Genomic DNA, 25,657 nt, shown 5'->3' on the forward strand with positions numbered 1-25,657 from the left:
TTGAAATGACTGTACCTTCCATGCCGATTCCTTTAATGACAAAGGTATATAAAAAAATAATCCCTGAAGTCCACCGCGAGCTGGCGTACTGGAGGGAAAGAGCAGAGAATATCCCTGATCCGGAGCTTAGAAAGCAGGCGCTGGCAAGCATCGGCCATAAAGCCTTCCACTGCGAGGGAGGGGCCATCATGGCCCTTTTGGCCAAGGACCGGTACAAGGAGGCAGTCCGGTTCATTGTCGCCTATCAGACGGTCAGCGATTATCTGGATAATCTTTGTGACCGAAGCACTTCCCAGGACCCTGCTGATTTCTCCGCCCTTCATGAGGCAATGGATGATGCCCTTTCCCTCGAGCCGGGATCAGGTGATTACTACCGGGAGCGGCAGGAGAAAGAGGATGGCGGGTATCTCGCAGAATTGGCCGGCGCCTGCCGGGGGATGCTGAGGGGCTGCAGGCATTATGAAAGCATCCGCTCTTATTTGAAGGAGCTTTGCCGCTATTACTCGGATCTGCAGATACATAAACATGTCTGTCTCGAAGAACGTGTCCCGAGGCTGCAAAATTGGCATGCAGAATACAGGGGACTTGTACCTGAAATGGAATGGTATGAATTTTCAGCCTGTTCCGGCTCTACACTCGGTATTTTCAGTCTTGTGTCCTTCGCCCTGTCTGATGAATTTGCAGAGGAGGATGCAGCAAAGATCCGCCACGGCTATTTTCCTTATATCCAGGGACTTCATATCCTCCTCGATTACCTGATCGACCAGGAGGAAGACCTGGAGGGAGGAGACTTGAATTTCTGCTTCTATTATCAGGATGAACAGCAGCTTTTTGCACGATTGCAGCACTTTATTGCCGAAGCGGATAAGCATATTGAAGGACTGCCGCACAAGAGCTTCCACCGGCTTATCAACAGGGGGCTGCTCGGCATTTACCTCTCCGATGAAAAAGTGCGCAGGCAAAAGCATGTGCGCCGCCTGGCCCGCCATATCATAAAAACAGGCGGTCCAGTCAGCTATTTCTTTTATGTAAATGGAAGGGCCTATCGGACCGTACAGAAATGGATGCCCGCAGGATTGGCCAGGCTGCTTTTTTAAAATTGGCATTGTACAGCGCTGTCTTTTTGGCAGCGCTGTTTCATTGGGTAAGGAGAATGATAAAACTGGCCCCGTCTTTCTGACCCACAGTGTTTCCCCGCCCGTGCATTGCAGCGGTATAACAAAGAAGCCTGCACAGCGGCAGGCTTTCATCTTTTTTCAATGGCAATAATAAAAGGCGGTTTATTGGCCTGGTTGATGAATTGGTATTGCAGGACATGGGCGCGCTCCTGCTCAATTGTTTTAACATATCGCAGGAGATAGTCCCTTTCAACGGCCCCTTCAAAATGCCCATGGTAGATCACCAGGACGATGACAGCTTCTGGCGGCATGACTTCCAGAAGCTGTTCAATTGCAGAAATGGTTGTTCGCGGACGGGTGACCACAGTTTTGTCGCTTCCTGGCAGATAGCCCAGATTGAAGACGGCTGCAGCAATTTTCTTATGATGGACAGGCGGTATGCACTCCAGCAGCTGTTCATGGCCGCTGTGAAAAAGCGTTACCCGCTCTTCCATGCCATGCCCGGATAAGCGGGTTCTGCTATTTTGTATAGCCTGTTCCTGGATGTCAAACCCATATACCCGCCCGTTCGGACCGACCAGATTAGCCAGGTAAAGGGCATCATGGCCATTGCCAAGAGTGGCGTCAACAACGACATCCCCGGGACTTACCGCTTTCTCAAGGATGGTCCTGGCGTAGGGAAGAATTCTCTCAAGTTTCATGACAAACCTCCATGCATAGCAGTATGTATTATTGGTATAAGCTATAAAGACAAAACAGGCTGCACCGATGAATTGCCGGTGCAGCTGATGTTAACACGAATTTACTGTAAAGCACCGGTTTCTGAAGGCTGTTTATAATATTTCCCCTGCCAGCTGCCGCGGCGCTTAAGCTCGGCATCAATGGAATTAAGGACATCCCATTTATTGACGCTCCACATCGGGCCGATCATCAGATTGATTGGGCCATCCCCTGTTATCCGGTGAATAATCATTTCCGGCGGAAGGATTTCAAGCTGATCGCAGACGAGCCGGACATAGTCTTCCTGGGAGAGGAATTCCAGCATTCCTTTTTCATACTGCTTGACCATCGGCGTTCCTTTCAGCAGGTGGAGCAGATGAATCTTTATTCCCTGAACGTCAAGTTTGGATACCTCCCGGGCCGTCTCCATCATCATTTCCGGCGTCTCAAGCGGAAGGCCGTTAATGATATGTGAACAGACGCGGATGCCATGCCTGCGGAGCTTGCTGACACCGTCGATATAGCATTGGTAATCATGCGCTCTGTTGATCAGCAGGGCCGTCTTCTCATGCACTGTCTGCAGGCCAAGTTCCACCCATAGGTAAGTTCTTTCGTTCAGTTCAGCCAGATATTCGATGACATCATCAGGAAGGCAGTCAGGGCGAGTCGCTATCGACAGGCCGACAACGTCTTCCTGTGCAAGCACCTTTTCGTAGCGCTCCCTCAATACTTCGACAGGTGCATGAGTGTTGGTGAAGGCCTGGAAGTAAGCCATATACTTGCCTTCCTTCCATTTATGATGCATCTTCTGCTTGATTTCATTAAATTGGTTTTCCAGATCATCAGCCCGGCTGCCGGCAAAGTCGCCGGAGCCGGCGGCACTGCAGAATGTACAGCCGCCAAAGGCACGTGTACCGTCACGGTTCGGGCAGTCAAAACCTCCGTCAAGAGCCACCTTGAAGACTTTATGGCCAAAAACCTGGCGGAGATGGTAATTCCACGTGTGGTATCTTTTATTGTCTGAGGCAAATGAAAAAGGATTGGCCTGATTCATGTCAGACACCTCCTTTGATAAACGCGGAGCATCCGCTTTTCTATAATGGATTTTACCATAAATTAAATTGAAGGGGCATGCAGTATTTACTTTGGCGGATTTTGGACCTATACATGTGAAACTTTGTTTCAACGCCTTTCAGCGGTGATTATCGGGATAAATGAGCCCAAAATCAACAGCAATGTGTACCTTAGCAACTGTTTTAAAAATTTTTGCCAGTCAGCCGGTTGGAGGGAATGGGGCTGCCATGATTTCCCGCCTTAAGTCTGTGATAGAAATGTGCCCGTGAAACACACTAATAGGGAAGCTTAAAGCTTCTCCACTGAGATTTATAAGGAGGGTATATGATGGCTACCCGTCAATCTGTAGAACAATTTCTTCAGCAGTGTGAAGATGCGATAAGAAATGCAAATGAGCAATACCAGCAAGCGAGCATGCAGGAGCACTTTAACAGCCATGAATATGCCGATGCGATGCAGGGGCTGGAGGCTGCTTTCAATGATATGGCGGATCTTGCCCATAGCGCCAATGCTCAGCAGCGGGAGCAGCTCCACAGGATGAGGCTTCAGCTGCAGCAGCTTCAGAACAGCATGACACTGCTCAGGCATTAAGGGGGAATCATGATGAAAAAACGTTCAAAGCAGAATAATCCCGAACAAAAGACACGAAACGGCATCAATAACCAGGATATTGAAATAGGCAGGGATTATGATCCTGTAAAAGAATCAAAAAAGAAATATGAAAAAAATCTTGGGAGCCAGCCCATTAAGTCGAAGCAGCATCCCGAACCTGAACAGCTTTCATAAAAATAAGCCGGCTCATCCTGAATGAGCCGGCTTAACCTATTATCCAAGCCTGACAAGGAAACTTTCCACCGTTTTATTGAATAAATCAGCTTCTTCAAGGAAGGGGCAATGGCAGCTGTTTTCAAAGATGATCAGCTCAGAATCAGCGCTATGCTCTTGTATATATTGGCCAGCCGCCACCGGTATCAGTTTTTCTTCCCTGCCATAGCAGAGCAGGGACGGCTTTTTCAGGGTGGGATAGAGCGGCCGGTAGTCAACGATGGATTGATCGAATAAGATGCTTGATGCAATTGATTCAGGCATCGCTGTAACAGCATCCATCATCCATTCTAAATCCTTTTCTTTAATGCTTTCCTTGAACATCAATGGCAGAAATCCGCTTACGAACTCCCTCCTGTTATTTTGAATTTCCTGCATGAAATGGATGAGGGCCGGCATATCAAATGCGCCCATCGGAAAATCCGGCCATCTAAAATCAGATGGCAATTCATCCACAATGATCGTACCCTTGAGGTTCTCCTCACCGAACTGCTTAATATATTCCCAGACGACAAATGCCCCCATTGACCAGCCGGCAAGGACCACATCCTTTAATTCAAGCTTCTCCATAAAGTCGTGAAGATCCCTGGCATACGAAGAAATGGTATGGCCGGAATGCGGCTGGCCTGATTTTCCATGTCCCCTCATATCGACTGCAATAGTCCTCGCACCGGAAATCCTTCCAATCTGCTTTTGGAAAAAAGCACTGCTCATCCAGACGCCATGTATAAAAATGACAGGCGTCCCGCTGCCGGACTCCTCATAATACAATTCAAGTGATTCGCTGACGGCTGCCCTTGGCATGAAAAATCCTCCTTTATTTTTCAGATGAAAAGTGAATATTAACCCATGGGCTATACAGGATTTCCCCCTGTTTTGTATTGAGGAAAACAGCCGCTGGGCCGGACGTTATTTTCTTCTATTTATTTTTATTCATTTCCTGGCAGCATTAGGCGAAAAAACATGAAACTTTTCTATTGCAGGGAAGGGTAAAAACCACTAGAATTGTTTTGGTGTTCGAAATATCATTTAAGCAAAGGAGCGTTTTTCATGCCTCGTGCCCTCTGGCTTTTAATTATAGGGATGGCGGTGAATGTAACAGGCTCTTCTTTTTTGTGGCCTCTTAATGCCATATACATTCACGATCATCTGGGCAAGTCGCTGTCGGTTGCGGGGATTGTGCTGATGCTCAATTCTGCAGCCAGTGTTGCCGGAAATTTATACGGCGGATATCTTTTTGATAAAATCGGGGGATATAAATCGATCCTTCTTGGAATAGGCATTACAGTATTAGCTCTCACAGGCCTTACCATCTGGCATGGGTGGCCGCATTATGTGATCTTTCTGACTGTCATCGGATTCGGATCCGGGATTGTTTTTCCATCCATGTATGCAATGGCCGGTTCAGTCTGGAAGGAAGGCGGCAGGAAATCCTTCAACGCCATTTATGTAGCACAGAATCTGGGTGTTGCGGTTGGAGCAGCTCTTGGAGGGCTTGTCGCCTCCTATTCCTTCCAATTGATTTTCCTTGCGAATGCACTGATGTATATTATTTTCCTTCTAATAGCCGTCTTTGGCTATAAAGGGATCCAGACGATTTCAGGAAACCAGACATCTGTCCTGAAGGAAAACAAAAGGATCAAGAACCATGCCAAGCTATACGCATTATTGGTCCTTTGTGCTGGCTATCTGTTGTGCTGGGTCGGCTATGTCCAGTGGCAGTCCACAATTGCGGCTTATACACAGGAAATCAATATTTCCCTGAGGCAATACAGCCTGCTGTGGACAATCAATGGAGCGCTTATCGTCCTTGGACAGCCGTTTTTAAATGCAATGCTGAAAAAGATCGGCAAGAATCTGAAGACCCAGATCATTACCGGGATCATCATATTCATCGTTTCATTTGCCCTTGCCGCTTCTGCTGAGCAATTCTCTGCATTTATTGCCTCCATGGTCATTCTCACAATCGGTGAAATGCTCATTTGGCCGGCTGTGCCGACTATCGCCAATGATCTTGCCCCAAAAGGGCGGGAAGGCTTCTACCAGGGAATCGTCAACAGTACGGCGACCGGCGGCAGGATGATCGGGCCGCTTCTTGGCGGGATCCTTGTAGATATGAATGGGATGGGCATGCTGTTCTCCGTATTGATCGGACTGCTGGTCATTTCCATTTTTACAACCATCATGTATGATAAAAAGCTGAAACAGTCGGAAGAAATGACTGTTCGAGCATCCTAAGCGCCGGATTCCGGCGCTTTTTTTCTATTTGGCTGTGTTAGTGCCCATATGGATTTGGTCTCAGCCGTGGAAGACTCTGTTTCACGCATTTCTGGACAGCCTTCTTCCACGTGTCCTGTGAAATTTTTATTCACAAAGGAGGGCGGTAAGACAGGGGGTTCATTTCCGTTCCAGGCACTTCGCTTTCCGCGGGGCGACGCTGAGCCTCCTCACGCTGCGCGCTGCGGGGTCTCAGCATGGCCGCTGCAATCCCGCAGGAGTCTGCGTGCCTTGCACTCCAATGAACAGGCTTTTTACACTTTGATGGCAATTAGAACCATTTTGAAAGAACTCAAATATTGTTTTATCAAAAAGATACGCCAAACCAGCTTGTCCAATTATTTCTATCTCCATCCTTTATTATCAGAAAAATGTGATAAAATCCTAAGTAAGATTAGAGTTAAAGGGAGAAGCAGATGAACAAAACATTGATGGAGCTTCCATACGAGATCCTGGAAACGATTGTTGAAAATGCCTTCGGCTGGCTGGTTGTGGTTGATAAGGAAGGCAATATCATCTATATCAACCGCAACTATTGCGAGTTTATCGGCTGTGAACGTGATGAAGTGATCGGCCGGCATGTGACAGGTGTGATTGAAAACACACGAATGCATATCGTTGCAGCAACCGGGAAGGAAGAAGTGGCAGATCTTCAGTATATAAAAGGGAATTATATGATTGCCAACAGAATGCCGATCATGTCAGGCGGAGAAATCATCGGCGCATTTGGGACTGTCTTTTTCCGTGATACACAGGAATGGATGAAGATGAACAGCCATGTCAAAAGCCTGCTGAACAAAATCCAGAATTATATCCAGCATATCGACAGCGGGGTGAAATACAGCCTTGAGGATATTTTGGGAGAATCAAAGCAGATCGCCAGCCTGAAGGAAAAAGTCAAAATGATCGCTTCCAGCGATATCTCCATTTTGATCAGGGGTGAAAGCGGGACTGGAAAAGAGCTTTTTGCCCACAGCATCCATCAGCTCAGCGCGCGGAGCCATCAGCCTTTTGTCAAAATTAATTGCGGTGCGATACCTGAGCATCTTCTTGAATCCGAGCTTTTCGGATATGAGGAAGGAGCTTTTACCGGAGCGAAAAAGGGCGGGAAAAAAGGAAAGTTCCAGCTGGCGCACGGAGGGACCTTATTCTTGGATGAAATCGGCGATATGCCGGCCAATATGCAGGTTAAGCTTCTTCGCGTTCTTCAGGAAGGTGAGGTAGAGGCTGTGGGTTCTGTTAAGCCCATCTCAGTTGATGTCCGGATCATTGCCGCGACAAACAGGCCGCTGGAGAAAATGATGGAGGAAAAACGATTCAGGGAGGATTTGTTTTACAGAATTAATGTTGTTCCGTTTTTCATTCCGCCTATTAGAGAACGAATGGAAGACCTTGATGAGCTGGTCGACTATTTTACAGGCAAAATTACTAAAAAGTCCGGGAAGAGAATAACGGGCATAGATGAAGAGGTGCGCCAGATCTTCCGTGCCTACAGCTGGCCGGGAAACATAAGGGAAATAGAAAATGTAATGGAAGCATCCATTTACCTGACCAGCGATGAACGAATCCAGAAGGAATCCCTTCCAGAATATTTGCGGGAAAGGGCCGTTCTCCCGATCGGGACGAGAAAACTGAAAGAAATCCTGGAAGAGACAGAGAAGAGAGTACTGGCGCAGAGCCTGGAAAAGTATAAGGATGATAAACTGAAAGCTGCTAAGGTTTTAGGCATCAGCAAATCGACTTTTTATGAAAAGCTGAAAAAATACGGACTGGAAATCTAGTAGTCCGGAAAACCGGAAAATATTCCGGATTTCCGGACTTTTGTTTTTATATGAAAAGGAGACATAGGTTCCTCATGCTTGTTTAGGGAAGGCAATAATCTAGTAATTTAGAATCTGGGGATATTTTATAGGAGAAACTTTTTTTCCGGAAATCCGGAAGAAAAGATCGCAGAACAGCCATCTTTTCCCGCCGTTGCTATTTTCGGACACCTGGCACACATCTTGCATTGGATTATATGCAGACAAATTTTTGAGAAGGGAGGAAGCTTTCATACAAATGTAAACGATTTCAAAAAAGGAGATAAATAAGGGGGAAAACGAATGCTTAGTATGATTGGATTGGTAGGAGGCCTTGCCCTCCTGATATTCCTGACGATGAGGGGAATGAACCTGCTTGTTGTCGGGCCGCTTTCAGCTCTGTTTGTTGCTGTGTTGAGCGGGATGCCATTGTTTCCGCAGCTGGCGGGCGAGGGAGAGGCCAACCTGGTAGGGAATTATATGACCGGCTTTTCCGGGTTTGTAACATCCTGGTATCTGATGTTCCTGCTCGGCGCCATTTTTGGAAAAGTGATGGAGGACAGCGGTGCAGCCGACAGTGTCGCTGAATTGATTGTTGGAAAGCTGGGAATGAAATATGCTGTCCTTGCCATAGTTGCATCCTGTGCGGTTTTGACATATGGAGGCGTAAGCTTGTTCGTCGTGGCATTTTCTGTCTACCCGATGGCATTGAGCCTTTTTAAGCAGGCCAATCTTCCGCGCCGCTTTATTCCGGCCGCCCTTGCATTTGGGTCGGTCACCTTCACTATGACTTCTGCGGGATCTCCTGAAATCCAGAACTGGATCCCGATAGAACACTTGGGGACATCTCCGTATGCCGGCTGGGAGGTCAGCCTTATTGTCGCAGTCTTTATGATGATCTTCGGATACTGGTGGCTGAAAAGGATCATTACAAAAGCCGTCAACAGGGGTGAAACCTTTATTTCCAGGGAAACAGATCCGGTGGCAGAGAAAAAAGAGCTTCCGCACCCTGTAATGGGAGTCCTGCCTTTGGCAGTCGTGCTGGTCATTGCCTTTATTTTTCATGACTCACTCGCACAATCCGCACTTATTATAGCTTTATTGGGTGGAGTCATCGCTACTTACCTGCTGAATAGGAAGTACTTCAGGAATTTCTGGAATGCTGTTTCCGAGGGGACGCTTGGAGCGCTAATTGCCATCGGAAATACTGCCGCGGTCGTCGGGTTTGGCGGGGTGGCCAAGGCAGTGCCTGCGTTCCAGACAGCGGTCGGCTTTATGACAGATATCCCCGGAAGCCCTCTGATCGGGGGAGCAATCGCGGTAAGTGTCATCGCCGGGATGACTGGCTCTGCATCCGGAGGCCAGGTAATCGCCCTGCCGCTGATTGCGCCGCACTATATGGATATGGGTGTCAACCCTGAGGCATTGCACCGTGTGGCGGCCATATCATCGGGTGCACTGGATTCCCTGCCGCATAATGGATATGTAGTTACCACGGTCAGATCCATCTGCGGAGAGACCCACCAGGATGCATACGGAGCTGTCGGCATTGTAACAGTCATCGTCCCTCTGCTCGGCCTGGCATTGGCGATCCTTTTATTCTCGCTTGGGCTGGGCATATAACATTTTCGGGACAGGAAGGGGTTTTCCAATCCCTTCCTGTCCTTGATGGAAGGAGAAAAGAAATGGTGCAAGGAAGAACAGTACTTATCACCGGGGCAGCCCAGGGGATAGGATATGAGATAGGAAAAAGCTTTGCCAGGCAAGGAGCCAATCTTGTCCTGACTGATATCCAGCAAGAACAGGTGGAAAAGGCTGCTGAGCAGCTGAGGGCAGAGGGGTTCAGGGCAGTTGGCCTGAAATGTGATGTGACACTTGAAGAAGAAATCAAAAAGTCCATCCATTCTGCCGTTGAAGAATTTGGGGGATTGGATGTTCTGATCAATAATGCGGGGCTTCAGCATGTATCCATGATTGAAGATTTCCCGACTGAGAAATTCGAGTTTATGCTAAAGGTCATGCTGACGGCTCCTTTCACCGCCATCAAGCATAGTTTGCCCATCATGAAAAAGCAGGGGTTCGGCAGGATCATCAATATGGCCTCGATCAATGGCCTGGTGGGGTTTGCAGGGAAGGCGGCCTATAACAGCGCCAAGCATGGGGTCATCGGGCTGACAAAAGTCGCGGCCCTTGAAGCGGCCCCTTATGGAATCACCGTGAACAGCATCTGCCCGGGCTATGTGGATACCCCGCTTGTCAGAAATCAGCTGAAGGACCTGGCAGACACAAGAAAAGTCCCGCTGGAAAAGGTTCTCGAAGAAGTACTTTATCCTCTGGTTCCCCAGAAAAGGCTTTTGTCAGTAGAAGAAGTCGCCGCCTATGCCGTTTTCCTGGCAGGTGAAGATGCGAGAGGTATAACGGGGCAGGCTATTGTCATTGACGGGGGATATACAGTGCAATGAAAAGGCGCAGACAGCCGGCAAGGCTGCTGCGTCTTTTATTTGCCATCACAAAGAATAGTGAAGCTGTTTGCACGAGAGCACAGCCTTTGCATACATTGAAAAGTATAACTTTTCTAATTCAAGAGCATACTTGCATACAAAGGAGAATTTTAATACAATAGCTTTATATATTTTAAAGTAAAAACTATGATGAGGAATAGTAATGATGTAGTTCCGCTCATTAGAGAGCTGGCGGGAGGTGCAAGCCAGCCGGGACTGTCATGAACTCGCCTTGGAGTTGCAGGTGTGAACCACAGTAATGCCTGCCGTTTTCCGCGTTAAGGATGAATGAAGAGAGCGGCAATGCCGCTAATGTGGGTGGTACCGCGGGAGAATACATATCCTCTCGTCCCTGTTTTGGGATGAGGGGTTTTTTTATGGTCTTTTTCGCTGTAAAGCAGACCGGCAAAACCTTTCCCCAAAAGAAAAATTCATATTATGCAGGAGGAAAGCACAATGAGCTTCAATCACAGGGAGATTGAAAAGAAATGGCAAAAGTCTTGGGAAGCCAATAAAACATTTAAAATGGGCGAGGAAAAGGGAAAAAGCAATTTTTATGCGCTTGATATGTTCCCGTATCCTTCAGGCGCCGGACTTCATGTCGGGCATCCGGAAGGATATACAGCGACAGATATTCTGTCCCGTGTAAAAAGGATGCAGGGCTATAATGTACTCCATCCAATGGGCTGGGATGCTTTCGGGCTTCCGGCAGAACAATATGCCCTGGATACAGGCAATGATCCGGCAGAATTCACGAAGAAAAATATCGATACATTCCGCCGCCAGATCAAATCGCTTGGATTTTCATATGACTGGGACCGGGAAATCAGCACGACGGACCCGGAATATTATAAGTGGACACAATGGATTTTCACTAAGCTGTATGAAAAAGGGCTGGCTTATATTGACGAGGTGGCTGTCAACTGGTGCCCGGCACTTGGAACAGTCCTGGCCAATGAGGAAGTAATCGACGGCAAGAGCGAGCGAGGAGGGCACCCGGTGGAGCGCCGCCCGATGAAGCAGTGGATGCTGAAAATCACTGCTTACGGCGACAGGCTGCTTGAGGATCTGGAAGAGCTTGACTGGCCGGAAAGCCTGAAGGACATGCAAAGGAACTGGATCGGCCGTTCTGAAGGAGCAGAGGTGACCTTCAGCATTGAGAACCATGAAGGGGCATTCACCGTCTTTACAACCCGTCCTGATACGCTCTTTGGGGCGACTTATGCGGTGCTTGCACCAGAGCATTCTCTTGTTGAAAGCATTACGGCTGAAGACCAGGCTGAGGCGGTCGAAGCATATCTTGAAAAAGTGAAGAGCAAAAGTGACCTGGAACGTACGGATCTGGCAAAAGAAAAAACAGGCGTATTTACCGGCGCATATGCCATCAACCCTGTAAACGGCGAAAAAATGCCGATCTGGATTGCCGACTATGTGCTTGCAAGCTATGGAACCGGCGCTATCATGGCCGTTCCTGCGCATGATGAGCGCGACTATGAGTTTGCAAAAGAATTCAGCCTGCCGATCAAGGAAGTTGTTGCAGGCGGAGATATCGAAAAAGAAGCGTATACAGGTGACGGGGAGCATGTAAACTCCGGATTCCTTGATGGCCTGCAGAAGGAAGAAGCCATATCCAAAGCAATCGAGTGGCTTGAAGAAAAGGGCATCGGGACGAAGAAAGTAACTTACCGCCTCCGCGACTGGCTGTTCAGCCGCCAGCGCTATTGGGGAGAGCCGATTCCGATCATCCATTGGGAAGACGGCACAATGACTGCCGTACCGGAATCAGAGCTGCCGCTGATGCTTCCGAAGACAACTGAAATCAGGCCATCCGGAACAGGAGAATCACCGCTCGCCAATATTGATGAGTGGGTCAATGTGACAGATCCTGAAACAGGCAAAAAAGGGCGCCGTGAGACGAATACAATGCCGCAATGGGCGGGAAGCTGCTGGTATTATCTGCGCTATATCGATCCTAAAAACGAAAATGCGATCGCTGATGCCGACCTGCTGAAAGAATGGCTTCCGGTTGATATTTATATCGGCGGTGCTGAGCATGCGGTTCTTCACTTGCTGTATGCACGCTTCTGGCATAAATTCCTGTACGATATCGGTGTGGTTTCTACCAAGGAGCCGTTCCAGAAACTGTTCAACCAGGGGATGATCCTTGGAGAGAACAATGAAAAAATGAGCAAATCAAAAGGCAATGTAGTGAATCCGGATGAAATCGTTGAGTCACATGGCGCCGACACACTGCGCCTGTATGAAATGTTCATGGGACCGCTCGAAGCTTCTGTTGCCTGGTCAACGAACGGCCTGGATGGCGCCCGCCGTTTCCTTGACCGTGTGTGGAGGCTGCTGATTGATGCTGATGGAAATCTGCACAGCAGAATAAAGGATGCAGAGCCGGAATCAGGCCTGGAAAAAGCCTACCATCAGACAGTTAAAAAGGTAACAGAAGATTATGAAGGGCTGAGGTTCAATACAGCCATTTCCCAGCTGATGGTATTCATCAATGAAGCTTATAAAGCAGAGACACTGCCTGTAAGCTATATTGAAGGCTTTGTCAAAATGCTGTCACCGATTGCTCCGCATATTGCGGAAGAGCTTTGGGAGAAGCTTGGGCACAGCGGCACAATATCTTATGAAGCATGGCCTGCTTATGATGAAGCCAAATTGGTCGATGATGAAGTTGAAATCGTCATCCAGGTCAACGGCAAGGTCAAAGCGAAGCTTATGGTGCCTGCCGATGCGGGACGTGAAGCCTTGGAGAAGATTGCAATGGATGATGATAAAATCCAGGAGCAGATTGATGGCAAAACAATCCGCAAGGTCATTGCCGTCCCAGGAAAGCTTGTCAATATAGTAGCCAACTAAAGCCAATGATCCCCTGTTTCAGCGAGAGACAGGGGATTTTTTAAGGCAGGGAAGACTTTTGCGATAGAAACTGTCATCAATGGAACCAGTTTTTTGCCTTATTTTACTTCCTTTGTTTATACTAATCATATTGGGTAGACGAATTAATGAGAGGGTGTCGTAGATGGAGAATATTGAAATCATCACAACAGAAGAGCTTGAGCAATTGCTGAAGGAAGGCAAGAAGCTTGAGCTTGTAGACGTAAGGGAAGATGAAGAAGTGGAGCAGGGCATGATTCCCGGTGCCAAGCATATCAGGATGGGAGATATTCCTGCCAATATGGATTACTTTGATGATGAGAAAGAATATATTTTCATCTGCCGCTCCGGCCGCCGCAGTGAGAACGTCTGCTATTACATGCAGGACCAGGGCTTCAAGGTCCGCAATATGGCTGGCGGAATGCTCGAATGGAAAGGCGAAACAAAGTAAAGAAGAAAGCTGCCTGTCGCAGGCAGCTTTTTATCATGGTTATAATTTCTGAATATTTCGTCCATACTTTTAAAAAAAGCAATTGAGGAGGGGCGAAAATGATTAAAGTGAAGCTCTTTGACCATGAGCATGAAAAAGATCTTGAAAAGGATATGAACCATTTCCTGGAACGGATTGATGAAAACAGGCTGATTGATATTAAATATAATGTTGCAGCCATTCAGGAAGAGGAAGAAGATCAGATCTACTGCTTTTCCGCTATGGTTGTTTACCGGTCCTGAACAGAAGGGCCGGTTTTTTTATAATCAATTATGATCTGGCAGCTGCGCCTGCCCCCTCGGGGTCATGCAGACGTTGCCACAGGACGTGGTGTTCTTAGTCTGCGTTCCTTAGGTGAACAAGGCGCTTGCGCTTTCCTTAATAGGAAGCAGCCTCTGCCGCATTGGTTCCGGCAAGCCTCCCTGTCACCAGTGCAGAGGTTATGTTATAGCCGCCGGTATAGCCGTGAATATCCAGGATCTCACCGCAAAAGTAAAGGCCGGGCATCAGCTTGGAAGCCATTGTCTGCGGTTCGATTTCCTTTGTGGATACACCGCCGCCTGTGACAAATGCTTTGTCAATCGGAAGGGTGCCATCGGCTTTGAACTGAAATGCTTTGCAGCTTTTTACGAACAGGCGGATCTTTTCGTGGGAAATGGTGCCGCCCTGTGCAGATGGATCGATTTCATTCCAATCGAGCAGGAACAGCAGGTAGCGTTCCGGCAAAAGCCCTTTCAGAATATTTTTTATGCTCTTTTTTGGATCTGCCTTTATCATGGAGGACACCTCCTGGAATAACGGCTCTTCCTTCCGGTCAGGAACAGCATCAAGGCTTAATATGACCTCTTTCAGATCCCATTTCTTCATCGCTTTCACGACATACTGCGAACATCTCAGGACTGCTGGGCCGCTTACGCCGAAATGGGTGAAGAGCATGTCCATCTTATGGGTGATAAGGGGTTTGCCTTTAGGATTCAGGACACTTAGAGCTGCATCCCTGAGTGCGAGCCCCTGCAGGACTTTATTTTTTATAAATGGCTCAGAGGAGGTGACAGGCACCTCAGTCGGAAATAGATCGGTAATCGTGTGTCCGGCTTTTTCCGCCCATGCGTAGCCATCCCCTGTAGAACCGGTATGCGGGACTGATTTGCCTCCCACCGCAATAACCAGGGACCTTGCTTCATACTTTGCCCCATTTTTCAGGAATACTGTATGGCCATTCTCCCCATAGGAAATATCCTCCACCGGTGAATCTGTTTTCACCTCGACATGGAGCTCCTTCATTTTAGACAGGAGCGCATCAACGACCGACTGGGCCTTGTCTGTGACAGGGAACATCCTGCCATGGTCTTCTTCTTTCAGCTGGATGCCCATATCTTCGAAGAAGCTTATAATATCTTCGTTGCTGAAAATTGAGAAAGCGCTGTATAAGAATCGGCCGTTGCCGGGAATATGCTTTATGATTTCATCTATTGGCAGGCGGTTCGTGACATTGCACCGGCCGCCGCCTGAAATGGCAAGCTTTCTGCCAAGTTTATTTCCTTTGTCGATAAGAAGGACTTTCATCTTCTTTTCTGCCGCAGCAATCGAAGCCATCAGGCCGGAGGGGCCGCCTCCAATTACAATTACATCGTACATTTTTTTTCACCAACTTTATTTACTTTTTGCTTTTTTAACATTAGTACAAAAGGATGGGAAAGGCAAATTTTTCAGGGGAATACCGTCCAATCGGGCGGCAACTAAGGAATCTGCTTTTTTTTCTAACGGCTGGGCCCGCAATAAAGTAGCATTGGGGGCAAAAGAAAGGTAAACTACTAATAGTGTGTTTACATTTTCGACAGAAACTGATAAAAATAGCGTTTTTGCGGCATTCTGCAGACCGCATGGATGAGTCAAGCAAGATTTTCTTTTTAGGAAGGGATTATATGTCATCTAAGCTTCTAAGAGGGACCTTTATATTAACCCTCGGCACCATTATATCAAAGGTTTTGGGCCTGTTTTATGTGATACCATTCTACCGGATTGTTGGGGACCATGGGAATGCTCTATACCAATACTCCTATGTGCCCTATACGATATTCATCAGCATTGCCACAGCGGGAATACCTCTGGCAGTTTCCAAATTCATCTCTAAATATAATGCTCTAGAAGAGTATGCAGTCGGCAGGAAGCTTTTTAAATCCGGCCTGATCGTAATGCTCTGCAGCGGGATTATTTCTTTTCTGGTTCTTTATTTTGCGGCGCCTGTCCTTGCAGAAATCAGCATACCTGATAATGACCTGGATTCAAGCGTCAAGGATGTAACAACGGTCATTAGGGCTGTCAGCTTTGCCCTGATAGTTGTCCCATTTATGAGTTTAATCAGAGGATTCTTTCAGGGACATCAGTCAATGGGTCCATCAGCCGTCTCCCAGGTGATCGAGCAGATTGTCAGGATCGCGTTCCTCCTTGCTGGTGCTTATATTGTTCTTGAATGGATGGGCGGAAGTCTGGTTACAGCAGTCAGTGTAGCCACCTTTGCTGCTTTTGTGGGAGCGATAGGCAGCCTGGCCATTCTGATCTGGTACTGGTATAAACGAAAATCCCATCTGGATGAGCTCCTCCTTCAGGACAAAGGGACGATGGATATTTCCCTGAAGGAAATGTATAAAGAAATCATCATTTATGCGGCGCCTTTTGTCTTTGTCGGCCTGGCCAATCCGCTCTTCCAGTTCATAGACCAGCTGACATTTAATCGGGCGATGTCAGGCATCGGCCTTGCGGACCAGGCTGAGACGGCTTTTGCCGTGCTGAATTTCCAGACCCATAAGCTTGTGATCATCCCTGTATCTCTGGCGACAGCATTTTCGCTTACACTTGTGCCCGCCGTTACAAGGGCTTTTACCGATAATGACCGCACAAGCCTGAACAAACAGCTGAACCAGACGTTCCAGGTGCTCCTTTTTCTTACATTGCCTGCTGCAGCCGGGCTTTCACTGCTGGCTGAGCCGGTTTTCACTGTCTTTTATGAACATAAGGAATTGGGTACAGAGGTTTTGAGAACATATGCGCCGGTAGCGATGCTGTTTTCCTTGTTCTCAGTTACAGCAGCGATCCTGCAGGGGATCAATGAACAGAGATTCACGATTCTGAGCCTGCTTGTCGGCCTGCTCGTCAAGCTGAGCCTGAATATTCCGCTCATCAAGCTGATGGAAACACAGGGGGCAGTATTGGCAACGACCCTTGGGTACACAGCAGCCATACTGATCAATCTATATGTCATCAGGACCTATGCAGATTATCCATTCCGCCTTGTTGTCAGAAGGAGCGTGCTGATCATCCTGTTCACGGCATTCATGTTGGCCGGCACTGCAGTAACCTATAAGCTGCTGACTTTATTCCTGTCTCCAGTGTCAACAATCCAGTCGCTGGTCATCATTGTCATTTGTGCGGGTGTTGGAGCGGCCATTTATTTTTATTTGGCCTTCAGGACGAGGCTTATCTATTTCCTATTCGGGCAGAGAGTGGAAAAAATCAAACAGAAGCTCCGCCTCCGTTTTTAATAAAGCAAAACGAAAGGCCGCCGCAGCACAAAGCGGGGCCTTTCGTTTTTTCCGGACAGGCCGGCTAGAGCTCCGGATTATAATAGACTGGTGAGGATCCGCCGATCCCCAGCCTCCGCTCAATGCGGTTCATCCTCCTGTTGAACCGGCTGCATTGTTTGCTAAGCTGCCCGACAGTGCGTTCAAGCTCGATGATGCGCTGCAGAATCTGGCCATCCCATGATGGAAGCAGGGCAGGGGATGTGCGAAAAGCCGGGTGCAGTGGATATGGATAAACGGGAATATGGCGCATAAGGAGCGCTCCTTTCATTTCGTAAAAAATTCTACTATACTCAAGACAAAAACCAGATAGTGCAGTCTATGATAAAAGCAATGGTTCCGGGACTGAAATCTATAAGGAGGAAGAAGGATGAGAATTGATAAAGTGCTGGCCAATCTTGGATACGGCAGCAGGAAAGAGGTTAAAAAGCTGCTTAAGGACGGTTCGGTGACTGTCAATGATGAAAAGATCAAGGATGCCAAGCAGCATGTCGATCCTGAAAAAGATCTTATCCGTATAAACGGGGAAACCATCGAATACCGGGAATTTATTTATTTGATGATGAACAAGCCGCCTGGCGTCATTTCAGCAACAGAGGATAATAGAGATGAAACGGTCATCGATCTCCTTGAGGCAGAGGATCTCATTTTTGAGCCTTTCCCTGTCGGAAGGCTTGATAAAGATACTGAAGGCCTGCTCTTGATTACGAATGATGGCCACCTGGCCCACCGCCTGCTCTCCCCAAAGAAGCATGTGCCGAAAACGTACTTTGCAGTCATAGACCAGGAAGTGACTGAAGAAGATGTCATTGCCTTCCGCAAAGGAGTCATCCTTGATGACGGCTATGCGACAAAGCCGGGAGAGCTCAATATCCTGAAGTCAGGAGAGCGGTCTGATATCGAATTGACGATTACAGAAGGAAAGTTTCACCAAGTCAAAAGAATGTTTGAGGCTGTGGGGAAGAAAGTGGTATATCTGCAGAGGCTTTCAATGGGTCCGCTGCAGCTGGATGAGACGCTTGAGCTTGGTGAATACAGGGAGCTGACAGAGGAAGAGCTGCAGTCCCTGATGGACTATGAAGTGAAGTAACAAAAAAATCGCCTTATAAGGGCGATTTTTTTGTTTATGGATCCCCCGGACCCCGGGAGACTGAATTTACGATGATAACTTAACTTTTCTTTGCGTTGTCGTCCATTTTCCTCTGCTTGGACTGATGACTAAATCATTATAGGCCAGGACATTCAAATCTCGTTGTATGGTGCGAGGAGTAATACCAAATTCCTCTACAAGCTCCTGAGTTGTTACAGTTCCGCGCTTACAAATAAACATGTAGACGGCTTTAATGCGGTTTAACATCCGGTTAGTCGAAGGTTTCAAAGAACCACTCCCTATCCTTTTTTCAAACCTTTGGCAAATTCCTGCAACCGACAGCTTCGATGAAGAAACATGTCTTCAAGGTATGTAGTTTTCTTTTCCCCAGACAACTCCTTTTCTAATCATTAAAGAATGTTCTAGATGTCATACTTCTACAATAATTGTACTCTTTCTTGCTTGATAATGCTACTTTAATACTTGAATTTACAAAAGATTAATACAACTTGGGCGGAGCCGGCCGCATTTTCAACGGGGCATGGGTTCCATGTAAGAGTCCGCAGGCTGCCTGGCTTCCTTATAACCTTATGCTTAATTGCAGTGGCATATGTATATATTGGTATTTTGCTGAATAGGTCTTATAGCCTGTATTACCAATGGGGGAATTTCATTATAATCAATGAGTACTTGATATAGATAACCGAAAGGATTGGAAAACTATTGGATCAGTCATTGCGTGAACAGCTCGTTCACAGAAAAGAAAGCCTGTATTTTGCTTTTGTCATTTTATTCGGCATCCTTACGTATTTGCTATTATCTATAACTATTATTGGCATTATCATGCTGGCCATTTTGCTGGCTGCCACAATCATTCTCCACGGGCTGATGATGGGCGGAATCCGCAGGAACGGTGTAAAGCTTGGGGAAAAGCAATTCCCTGAGCTGTATGGAAAGGCGGTTTCAGTGGCCGGGGAGATGGGGCTGGCGAAAGTTCCTGATATTTATATTGTGGAATCCGAAGGGGTTCTCAATGCTTTTGCATCCAGGTTTTTCAGAAAAAATATGGTGGTGCTGTATTCTGGTATTTTTGAATTAATTGAGCAGAAAGCGGAGAAGGAGGTACTGTTTGTACTTGCCCACGAGTTTGCCCATCTGAAACGAAGGCATGTGACTGTAAGCTTCCTCCTATTGCCTGCCTTGTGGGTGCCATTCTTGGGAAATGCGTATTTAAGAGCTTGCGAGTATACCTGTGACCGCTATGCCGCCTACTATACTGATTCTTATGAAGCTTCCAGGAACGCGCTGACAATGCTTGCCATCGGGAAAGAATTATATAAGAAGGTCGACCAGGAAACCTATATGGAACAGATTGAGTCGGAGCAGGGCTTTTTCATCTGGCTGAATGAAAAGCTGTCCACCCATCCGCATCTTCCGAAAAGGCTGCATGCACTGGCCCAGTTTTTTGCCCCGGAAACGGCATTGGTGCTTAAAGAGAAGCGAAGTACCGTCTGGATTGGTTCTATCGCTGCTGCACTCTTTCTGATCCTAGCCGGAACCGGGCTCTGGTTCGGCATTAAAGGAATCGAAAATCTTGCTTTACTCTCAGATGTTCCAATGGATGGACAAGCAGAAGAGGTGGAAGGAATCACCTCTCTGATGGAGGCTGCAGAGACAAATGACCTCGCCTCTATTGAAAGCCAGATTGGCGATGGGGCTGACATCAATGCTGCTGACAGTGAAGGATCCACTGCCCTGCACTGGGCCGTGTACAGCGGACAGGCAGATGCCGCCCGGCTCCTGGCAGAACACGGAGCTGATCCGAATACATTGGATGTTTATGACACAACCCCTTTAATGAGCGCGGTTTTTGCAGATGATGCCAGTATGGCTGAATTGCTTCTGGAATATGGGGCAGACCCGTTATTTACAGATGCGGAGGGCATGACAGCCTATGATTATGCTCTGGAATACGAAAACCTTGAAGTATTGGAAGTGCTTAAGCCATATTATGAATAAGAAAGCACGCTGCTGAAGAATTCAGCAGCGTTTTTTGGTGCTTATCCATGAATTTTACAATTAAGTGCTCTCTGCTGTCTGAACAAACACCGTGCTATAATATGAAAAAAAGCAGCGGGAAAGGGGAGAGATGCATGAAAGTGGGAACGATTAAAGAAATCATCAGGCACCCTGTCAAATCCTTTGGCGGTGAAAGTGTGGCAGAGACGCGGCTGATGCCTTACGGGTTATATGGAGACAGGAGCCATGCTTTCCTGGACACGTCGAGGCCTGGAAGATTCCTGACCATTACCCAGGCTCCTGAAATGGCAACATTTTCGGCGTGTTTTTCAGGAAAGGAACAGGATAACATGTTTCCGGCAGTCATCATCAGGATGCCTGATGGAAGCAGCGTCAAATGGGGCGACTCTCGCATACGGGAATATTTAGAAAACCTTACAGGCGTAAAAACTGAGCTGATCCAATACTCGCCAAAGAGTGTACCTTTAGGTCCCATAGAAGAGGAGCATCTCCAGCTGGTTTCTGCCGCTTCATTGAAAAAACTCGGTGAAATGCTGGGCAGGGAAGTGGACCACCGGCGCTTCCGGCCCAATATAATCGTTGATATTGAAGGGTCTGTTCCCTTTGCAGAAGAAAGCTGGTTTGGAAAAAAGCTGATCATCGGCAGCGGAGGATCGGCTATCAGGATTAAGCGGCATTGTGAAAGATGCCAGATCATTACAGTCGATCCGGAGGATGCCGGTAAGGATGCCAGCCTTCTGAAAATGGTTGCCAAAGAAAGGAACAATCATTTCGGTATCTATGCTTCAGTATTGAGTACAGGCTTGATCCGAACAGGTGATGCAATCTATCTTGCAGATTGATCGAGGAAACTTTTCCCTTCTCTTCTCCGTATATATATCGGGAGGGAAAACAATGAAACTATTAACAGCGCAAATAAAACAGGCGGGATACAGCAAAGAGGCGCCATATCTGCAGGATATTCAATTTGAAGTCCATTCAGGAGAGCTGATCGGCCTTATCGGGGCGAATGGTGCAGGAAAGAGCACAACCATTAAAACGATTCTTGGCCTGATGGAATATACAGAAGGAGAAACCATTTTTAATGAAGGGATCAAATACTCTTATGTTCCCGAGCGGCCCATCTTTTATGACGAACTTACATTATGGGAGCATCTCGACTTTATCGCTGCAGTTGAAGAGCTCAGCGATCAGGAATACAGGAAGCAGGCGGAGAGGCTGCTGGAGATTTATAAGCTGGCAGACTATGCACATGATTATCCCCATACATATTCAAAAGGAATGCAGCAGAAGGCCATGCTGGTCCTCTCCATGATCATCAATCCTTCTCTATATATCATTGATGAGCCTTTCATCGGCCTGGATCCAAATGCAACCAGGCTTTTCCTGGAATCAGTCGAAAAGGAGCGCCAGAAGGGTGCAGGCATTTTGATGTCGACCCATGTTCTGGACACTGCCGAAAAGGTTTGCGACAGGTTTATAATCATTAATAAAGGCAGGGTCGCGGCATCTGGGACCATGGATGAAATCAGGCAGAAATGCGGTTTGCCTGGCGGGTCGCTGTTTGACTGCTTCCACAAGTATTCAGAGGAGCATGAAAATGACTAGCAGCAAGCTCCTTTTTAAAAGGCTTTCGGCAGAATGGAAATACCAGTACAGCGTCTTCAAATCAATTGCGGACTGGACCATCATTCTTTATGTGGCGGTTCCTGCAGCAGTCATCTCTTTTTTCATATACAGGTCCTGGTGGACAGAAATGCCCGGGTGGATCTCAATGGTGCCGGCAGTTTTCCTGTTCCTTCCAGGCTATATAGCCTCATGGGGCGGCCATTACCGAACCTTTATCCAAGAGGCGGATAAAGTATTTCTTATAAAAAACAGGAAGCTTTATTTTGGACTTAAAAAAGGAGCTTTCCTCTATTCTCTTCTGGCCGGAGCGTGCCAGGCAGCCTTGATAGCCATTCTGCTGCTTCCCTTTTTCATGGGGCATTACGGCTTTACAATGCTATATGCCGTTTCCTATTTCCTGTTTTTCTTTTCCTGCAGAGTGTTTATAATGTGGCTGAAGCAAAAACTGAGAAAGATAGAAGGGAAGTTTTTAAGGGTATTATCCAATCTTGGAAGCTTTGTGCTGCTAAGCTGGGTGGTCCAGCTGATTTTTGCCTTGTGGCTCGGGGGAAATCTGCTGCTCTTTAATATGACTGCGTTCCTGCTGCTTGCCCTGGGAATATTCCTGTATAGCAGGATTCTGCCAAAAACGTCTGCCTTTGATAGTGAAGCGGCATTTGAGAGGGAAGAAAGAGTCAAATATACAGGTCTGATTTTCCAGCTTTCCTATGAGGTAGAGATGCCTTCGCCTTCCACAGTAAGAAAAAAGCCTTTTTTGTTCCGGCATTCAAAAAGGATATTCAGGAATAGGACAGTCTCCGCCGGATTTCTGGAAGTTTTTATTAAAGTATTCCTGCGCAGCCCGTCTTATTGGGCAAACTATTTGAAAATCATATCACCTGCAGTGGCAGCGATAGTCATCATTCCGCCTATCTGGTTAAAAACGGTCATAGCCATCGGCTTCCTTATCATGATGTTTTCGTGGCTGCAGATGATCTGGGGGAAAATCACTATCTCCCATCCTCTCACCAAGAAATATGGTGAAAGGGATGCTTATTTTTCGGCACGGTCCAAAGCGGTATGGGTTCTCTTTCTTCTGTCCGTCATTCTTGTTATACTGGCGGCAGCGGGAGGACTTTGGCTGACAGGCCAGATGCCTGCTGGCAGCCCTTCTCTTTGATTTAAGGTTTTTCTTTGAGATGATTTATAATGGAAGAGCGAAGGTGGTTTTATTATTCCGGCAGCAGCCTGGCTGTTTCCGGAATATACATAAGGAGGATTACGATGAAAAACATTGATTGGCAGAAAGAAATAGAAGAACGGGAGCCGGCTTTCCTGGCTGACACCCAGAAGCTTCTGCAAATCAGGAGCATCCTTGATGAGGAAAATGCGACTGAAGATGCCCCTCTGGGAAAAGAAGTCAAAGAAGCACTGGATTTTATGCTGGAGCTGGGCAGCAAGGACGGATTCTCTGTGAAAAACACCGGCAATGTTGCAGGACATATTGAATTTGGAAATGGAGAAGAAATCGTCGGGATCCTTTGCCATGTCGATGTTGTTCCTGAAGGTGACGGATGGACAAGCGATCCTTTTGCTGCAGAAATAAGGGATGGAAAGATATTTGCACGCGGGGCGCTTGATGATAAAGGGCCTACGATGGCCGCTTATTATGCTATGAAAATAGTCAAGGAGCTGGGACTGCCGCTAAGCAAAAAAGTGCGGATGATTGTCGGCACGGACGAAGAAAGCGACTGGCGCTGTGTGGACCATTATTTTAAGCACGAGCAGATGCCCGATATCGGTTTTGCCCCTGATGCTGATTTTCCGATCATCTATGCAGAAAAAGGGATTTCCGACTTTGACCTTGTTCAGGAAAGCACGGCAGAAAACCAGGATGGCGATGTCAAAGCAGAAGTTGCTTCTTTCCAGTCTGGCCGAAGATACAACATGGTCCCTGACTATGCTAAAGCATCCCTGCTTGTCCATCATGAACAGACAGAGGTGCTGCAGCGGTTTGTCGATTTCCAGAAGCAGCATGACCTGAAGGGCAGCTATCATGTAGATAATGGTGAGTTGATTCTTGAGGTTGAAGGAATTTCTGCACATGGAATGGAGCCTGATAATGGGAAGAATGCGGGCTTATATTTAGCGAAATTCCTTTCAGAGCTTTCGATTGATTCAAAGGCAGCCCAATTTTTCAGCTTTGCTGACCGCTATTTCTTTAAGGATTCACGCGGCAGGCAGCTTGGAGCGGCCTGCTCTGACGATATCACAGGCGATCTGACCATTAATCTTGGCAAGATGAGCTATACACAGGCAGAAGGCGGACGGCTTGGATTGAATCTCCGCTATCCTGTCACCAATGATATGGCCTTAACCAAGGAAACCGTCATGGCTGCCGCTGGAAAAGAAGGTTTCCGCCTCGAAAACTTTACAGATTCCAAGCCGCATCATGTGGATGAAGATACTTTCCTTATCCAGACGCTGAAAAAAGTGTATGAGGAGCAGACTGGAGATGAAGCCAAGCTCATCTCGATCGGCGGAGGAACGTATGCCCGTTCGCTAAAGGCAGGTGTCGCTTTTGGCCCATTATTCCCTGACAGGGAGGACATTGCCCACCAAAAGGATGAATATATGTTTATTGAGGACCTGGTGAAAGCTGCAGCCATCTATGCCCAGGCTATTTACGAGCTGGCGAAGTAAAAAGAAAAAGCATAGGCTGAATATTGTATAGGGGAGGAACTGAAGTGGAATATGCAATCCTGAATGGGGAATTGATCGAACGCAAGGATGCCAAGGTTGACATTGAAGACAGAGGCTATCAGTTTGGCGATGGTGTCTATGAGGTAATCAGAGTATATAACGGCAAAATGTTTACAGCTGAGGGCCACCTGAACAGGCTGTCTGAAAGCTGCGAAAAGATCGGACTGAACCCTGGTTATACAAAGGAAGAGCTCAAAACAAAACTGGAGGAGCTGATCGGGAAAAACAAAATTGATTTCGGAACAGTCTACCTTCAGTATTCAAGGGGCATTTCACCAAGGAACCACGCCTTTCCCGGCGGTGACGTCCCTGCTGCTTTCGTGGCCTATACCCGTGAAGCCGCGCGGCCGGAGGATAATATGAAATCCGGAATCAAAGCTATCCTGACTGAAGATATCCGCTGGCTCCGCTGCGATATTAAAAGCCTTAACCTGCTCGGCAATCTGCTGGCCAAGCAGAAGGCGGCCCAGTCCGGCTGCTTTGAAGCCATCCAGCACAGGGGAGATATAGTGACCGAGGGCAGCTCATCTAATGTCTTCATCGTAAGCGAAGGCAAACTGGTGACACATCCGGCTGATAATTTCATCCTTAACGGGATATCACGGCAAAAAGTGCTCGAGATTTCCCGGGAGAATGATATCCCTTATGAGGAGAAGACTTTCACGATTGATGAACTCCTGGGTGCAGATGAGATCTTCATTTCCAGCACAACGGCTGAAGTGATGCCGGTCGTCGGGATCGACGGCAGCCCTGTAAAGGACGGAAAGACAGGAAAGCTGACGCAGAAGCTGCAGGGCCTTTTCCTTGAAAAAATTGAAAAGGAATGCGGAAGCATTCAAACCGGTGCTTTGAACAGCTGAAAAAAACCGGCCAGGCACT

Annotated in this window: 25 protein-coding genes and 1 other annotated feature; of the genes, 18 read left to right on the top strand and 7 right to left on the bottom strand. The window is 47.4% G+C overall.

Going from position 1 to position 25,657, the window contains the following annotated elements:
* Window positions 1–5 precede the first annotated feature (5 nt).
* A complete protein-coding gene (locus LCM00_RS04340; protein WP_224898261.1) occupies window positions 6–1,097 on the top strand; it encodes a tetraprenyl-beta-curcumene synthase family protein in 1,092 nt (363 codons plus the stop codon).
* A gap of 149 nt (window positions 1,098–1,246) precedes the next feature.
* Here LCM00_RS04340 and LCM00_RS04345 read toward each other — a convergent pair whose 3' ends face one another.
* Both LCM00_RS04345 and LCM00_RS04350 read right to left on the bottom strand, forming a co-directional pair.
* Entirely contained in the window at window positions 1,247–1,819 is a 573-nt protein-coding gene (locus LCM00_RS04345) for a tRNA (mnm(5)s(2)U34)-methyltransferase (protein ID WP_224898263.1), read from the bottom strand.
* A gap of 101 nt (window positions 1,820–1,920) precedes the next feature.
* Window positions 1,921–2,892, bottom strand: coding sequence for a TIGR01212 family radical SAM protein (locus LCM00_RS04350; RefSeq protein WP_224898265.1), 972 nt, complete (start codon window positions 2,890–2,892; stop codon window positions 1,921–1,923).
* Window positions 2,893–3,239: 347 nt separating this feature from the next.
* Between LCM00_RS04350 and LCM00_RS04355 the strand changes: the two genes are divergently transcribed.
* Together LCM00_RS04355 and LCM00_RS04360 are read left to right on the top strand one after the other, a co-directional pair.
* Window positions 3,240–3,503 carry a YtzC family protein gene (locus tag LCM00_RS04355; RefSeq protein WP_224898266.1) on the top strand — a complete coding sequence of 88 codons (264 nt, stop codon included), beginning with the start codon at window positions 3,240–3,242 and terminating at the stop codon, window positions 3,501–3,503.
* 12 nt (window positions 3,504–3,515) lie between these two features.
* Window positions 3,516–3,698, top strand: a complete 183-nt coding sequence (locus LCM00_RS04360) for a glycogen biosynthesis protein GlgD (RefSeq protein ID WP_224898268.1) — start codon at window positions 3,516–3,518, stop codon at window positions 3,696–3,698.
* A gap of 39 nt (window positions 3,699–3,737) precedes the next feature.
* Here the strand turns inward: LCM00_RS04360 and LCM00_RS04365 are convergent, their stop codons facing one another.
* Complete coding sequence (locus tag LCM00_RS04365; protein ID WP_224898271.1) at window positions 3,738–4,541, bottom strand: alpha/beta fold hydrolase; 804 nt, start codon at window positions 4,539–4,541, stop codon at window positions 3,738–3,740.
* Between the two features lie 246 nt (window positions 4,542–4,787).
* Between LCM00_RS04365 and LCM00_RS04370 the strand changes: the two genes are divergently transcribed.
* From LCM00_RS04370 to LCM00_RS04400, 7 genes are all read left to right on the top strand, one after another.
* Complete coding sequence (locus tag LCM00_RS04370; RefSeq protein ID WP_224898273.1) at window positions 4,788–5,975, top strand: MDR family MFS transporter; 1,188 nt, start codon at window positions 4,788–4,790, stop codon at window positions 5,973–5,975.
* Window positions 5,976–6,430: 455 nt separating this feature from the next.
* Window positions 6,431–7,795, top strand: coding sequence for a sigma-54 interaction domain-containing protein (locus LCM00_RS04375; RefSeq protein WP_224898275.1), 1,365 nt, complete (start codon window positions 6,431–6,433; stop codon window positions 7,793–7,795).
* A 321-nt stretch (window positions 7,796–8,116) separates the two neighbouring features.
* A complete protein-coding gene (locus tag LCM00_RS04380) occupies window positions 8,117–9,436 on the top strand; it encodes a GntP family permease (RefSeq protein ID WP_224898277.1) in 1,320 nt (439 codons plus the stop codon).
* Between the two features lie 62 nt (window positions 9,437–9,498).
* Window positions 9,499–10,275 carry a 3-hydroxybutyrate dehydrogenase gene (locus LCM00_RS04385; protein ID WP_224898279.1) on the top strand — a complete coding sequence of 259 codons (777 nt, stop codon included), beginning with the start codon at window positions 9,499–9,501 and terminating at the stop codon, window positions 10,273–10,275.
* A gap of 177 nt (window positions 10,276–10,452) precedes the next feature.
* Window positions 10,453–10,671 (top strand) — a binding site (T-box leader).
* Between the two features lie 99 nt (window positions 10,672–10,770).
* Window positions 10,771–13,188, top strand: coding sequence for a leucine--tRNA ligase (leuS, locus tag LCM00_RS04390; RefSeq protein ID WP_224898281.1), 2,418 nt, complete (start codon window positions 10,771–10,773; stop codon window positions 13,186–13,188).
* 163 nt (window positions 13,189–13,351) lie between these two features.
* On the top strand, window positions 13,352–13,657 hold the full coding sequence (locus LCM00_RS04395; RefSeq protein ID WP_224898283.1) for a rhodanese-like domain-containing protein: 306 nt from the start codon (window positions 13,352–13,354) through the stop codon (window positions 13,655–13,657).
* A gap of 98 nt (window positions 13,658–13,755) precedes the next feature.
* Complete coding sequence (locus LCM00_RS04400; protein WP_224898285.1) at window positions 13,756–13,938, top strand: sporulation protein Cse60; 183 nt, start codon at window positions 13,756–13,758, stop codon at window positions 13,936–13,938.
* A gap of 136 nt (window positions 13,939–14,074) precedes the next feature.
* On the opposite strand, the gene LCM00_RS04405 is transcribed toward LCM00_RS04400, so the two are convergent.
* Window positions 14,075–15,334: a BaiN/RdsA family NAD(P)/FAD-dependent oxidoreductase gene (locus tag LCM00_RS04405; protein WP_224898287.1), complete on the bottom strand. Its 1,260-nt coding sequence runs from the start codon at window positions 15,332–15,334 to the stop codon at window positions 14,075–14,077.
* A gap of 15 nt (window positions 15,335–15,349) precedes the next feature.
* Complete coding sequence (locus LCM00_RS04410; protein ID WP_224898289.1) at window positions 15,350–15,592, bottom strand: hypothetical protein; 243 nt, start codon at window positions 15,590–15,592, stop codon at window positions 15,350–15,352.
* A gap of 29 nt (window positions 15,593–15,621) precedes the next feature.
* Between LCM00_RS04410 and LCM00_RS04415 the strand changes: the two genes are divergently transcribed.
* Window positions 15,622–17,238, top strand: a complete 1,617-nt coding sequence (locus tag LCM00_RS04415; protein WP_224898291.1) for a putative polysaccharide biosynthesis protein — start codon at window positions 15,622–15,624, stop codon at window positions 17,236–17,238.
* A gap of 64 nt (window positions 17,239–17,302) precedes the next feature.
* Here the strand turns inward: LCM00_RS04415 and LCM00_RS04420 are convergent, their stop codons facing one another.
* Window positions 17,303–17,530 carry a hypothetical protein gene (locus LCM00_RS04420; protein WP_224898293.1) on the bottom strand — a complete coding sequence of 76 codons (228 nt, stop codon included), beginning with the start codon at window positions 17,528–17,530 and terminating at the stop codon, window positions 17,303–17,305.
* Window positions 17,531–17,647: 117 nt separating this feature from the next.
* On the opposite strand from LCM00_RS04420, the gene LCM00_RS04425 reads away from it, so the two are divergent.
* Window positions 17,648–18,367, top strand: a complete 720-nt coding sequence (locus LCM00_RS04425; protein WP_224898295.1) for a pseudouridine synthase — start codon at window positions 17,648–17,650, stop codon at window positions 18,365–18,367.
* A gap of 66 nt (window positions 18,368–18,433) precedes the next feature.
* Here LCM00_RS04425 and LCM00_RS04430 read toward each other — a convergent pair whose 3' ends face one another.
* Window positions 18,434–18,655 (bottom strand): DeoR family transcriptional regulator, encoded by a 222-nt coding sequence (locus LCM00_RS04430; protein ID WP_009795247.1) that lies wholly within the window; start codon window positions 18,653–18,655, stop codon window positions 18,434–18,436.
* A gap of 435 nt (window positions 18,656–19,090) precedes the next feature.
* On the opposite strand from LCM00_RS04430, the gene LCM00_RS04435 reads away from it, so the two are divergent.
* From LCM00_RS04435 to dat, 6 genes are all read left to right on the top strand, one after another.
* Entirely contained in the window at window positions 19,091–20,386 is a 1,296-nt protein-coding gene (locus LCM00_RS04435; protein ID WP_224898297.1) for a M48 family metallopeptidase, read from the top strand.
* Between the two features lie 134 nt (window positions 20,387–20,520).
* Window positions 20,521–21,249 carry an MOSC domain-containing protein gene (locus LCM00_RS04440; protein WP_224898299.1) on the top strand — a complete coding sequence of 243 codons (729 nt, stop codon included), beginning with the start codon at window positions 20,521–20,523 and terminating at the stop codon, window positions 21,247–21,249.
* A 52-nt stretch (window positions 21,250–21,301) separates the two neighbouring features.
* The gene (locus LCM00_RS04445) at window positions 21,302–22,015 is read left to right on the top strand and encodes an ABC transporter ATP-binding protein (RefSeq protein ID WP_224898301.1); all 714 of its coding nucleotides are present in this window, start codon (window positions 21,302–21,304) and stop codon (window positions 22,013–22,015) included.
* Complete coding sequence (locus LCM00_RS04450; protein ID WP_224898303.1) at window positions 22,008–23,195, top strand: ABC transporter permease; 1,188 nt, start codon at window positions 22,008–22,010, stop codon at window positions 23,193–23,195. Before LCM00_RS04445 ends, LCM00_RS04450 begins: the two co-directional genes overlap by 8 nt.
* 104 nt (window positions 23,196–23,299) lie before the next feature.
* Window positions 23,300–24,718 (top strand): dipeptidase PepV, encoded by a 1,419-nt coding sequence (gene pepV / locus LCM00_RS04455; RefSeq protein ID WP_224898305.1) that lies wholly within the window; start codon window positions 23,300–23,302, stop codon window positions 24,716–24,718.
* A 44-nt stretch (window positions 24,719–24,762) separates the two neighbouring features.
* Window positions 24,763–25,638, top strand: coding sequence for a D-amino-acid transaminase (dat, locus tag LCM00_RS04460; protein ID WP_224898307.1), 876 nt, complete (start codon window positions 24,763–24,765; stop codon window positions 25,636–25,638).
* The last annotated feature ends 19 nt before the right edge of the window (window positions 25,639–25,657 follow it).

Origin of the sequence: Bacillus infantis (assembly GCF_020171945.1) — a bacterium.
GTDB lineage: Bacteria > Bacillota > Bacilli > Bacillales > Cytobacillaceae > Bacillus_AB > Bacillus_AB infantis_A.

What these genes read in the sequence shown, in the direction of transcription:
- LCM00_RS04405 (WP_224898287.1), bottom strand. Translation starts at nt 15,334, where the DNA reads ATGTACGATGTAATTGTAATTGGAGGCGGCCCCTCCGGCCTGATGGCT.
- LCM00_RS04340 (WP_224898261.1), top strand. Translation starts at nt 6, where the DNA reads ATGACTGTACCTTCCATGCCGATTCCTTTAATGACAAAGGTATATAAA.
- LCM00_RS04450 (WP_224898303.1), top strand. Translation starts at nt 22,008, where the DNA reads ATGACTAGCAGCAAGCTCCTTTTTAAAAGGCTTTCGGCAGAATGGAAA.
- LCM00_RS04355 (WP_224898266.1), top strand. Translation starts at nt 3,240, where the DNA reads ATGGCTACCCGTCAATCTGTAGAACAATTTCTTCAGCAGTGTGAAGAT.
- leuS (WP_224898281.1), top strand. Translation starts at nt 10,771, where the DNA reads ATGAGCTTCAATCACAGGGAGATTGAAAAGAAATGGCAAAAGTCTTGG.
- LCM00_RS04380 (WP_224898277.1), top strand. Translation starts at nt 8,117, where the DNA reads ATGCTTAGTATGATTGGATTGGTAGGAGGCCTTGCCCTCCTGATATTC.
- LCM00_RS04385 (WP_224898279.1), top strand. Translation starts at nt 9,499, where the DNA reads ATGGTGCAAGGAAGAACAGTACTTATCACCGGGGCAGCCCAGGGGATA.
- LCM00_RS04375 (WP_224898275.1), top strand. Translation starts at nt 6,431, where the DNA reads ATGAACAAAACATTGATGGAGCTTCCATACGAGATCCTGGAAACGATT.
- LCM00_RS04425 (WP_224898295.1), top strand. Translation starts at nt 17,648, where the DNA reads ATGAGAATTGATAAAGTGCTGGCCAATCTTGGATACGGCAGCAGGAAA.
- LCM00_RS04445 (WP_224898301.1), top strand. Translation starts at nt 21,302, where the DNA reads ATGAAACTATTAACAGCGCAAATAAAACAGGCGGGATACAGCAAAGAG.
- LCM00_RS04395 (WP_224898283.1), top strand. Translation starts at nt 13,352, where the DNA reads ATGGAGAATATTGAAATCATCACAACAGAAGAGCTTGAGCAATTGCTG.
- LCM00_RS04370 (WP_224898273.1), top strand. Translation starts at nt 4,788, where the DNA reads ATGCCTCGTGCCCTCTGGCTTTTAATTATAGGGATGGCGGTGAATGTA.
- LCM00_RS04360 (WP_224898268.1), top strand. Translation starts at nt 3,516, where the DNA reads ATGAAAAAACGTTCAAAGCAGAATAATCCCGAACAAAAGACACGAAAC.
- pepV (WP_224898305.1), top strand. Translation starts at nt 23,300, where the DNA reads ATGAAAAACATTGATTGGCAGAAAGAAATAGAAGAACGGGAGCCGGCT.
- LCM00_RS04420 (WP_224898293.1), bottom strand. Translation starts at nt 17,530, where the DNA reads ATGCGCCATATTCCCGTTTATCCATATCCACTGCACCCGGCTTTTCGC.
- LCM00_RS04415 (WP_224898291.1), top strand. Translation starts at nt 15,622, where the DNA reads ATGTCATCTAAGCTTCTAAGAGGGACCTTTATATTAACCCTCGGCACC.
- LCM00_RS04345 (WP_224898263.1), bottom strand. Translation starts at nt 1,819, where the DNA reads ATGAAACTTGAGAGAATTCTTCCCTACGCCAGGACCATCCTTGAGAAA.
- LCM00_RS04350 (WP_224898265.1), bottom strand. Translation starts at nt 2,892, where the DNA reads ATGAATCAGGCCAATCCTTTTTCATTTGCCTCAGACAATAAAAGATAC.
- LCM00_RS04365 (WP_224898271.1), bottom strand. Translation starts at nt 4,541, where the DNA reads ATGCCAAGGGCAGCCGTCAGCGAATCACTTGAATTGTATTATGAGGAG.
- LCM00_RS04440 (WP_224898299.1), top strand. Translation starts at nt 20,521, where the DNA reads ATGAAAGTGGGAACGATTAAAGAAATCATCAGGCACCCTGTCAAATCC.
- LCM00_RS04400 (WP_224898285.1), top strand. Translation starts at nt 13,756, where the DNA reads ATGATTAAAGTGAAGCTCTTTGACCATGAGCATGAAAAAGATCTTGAA.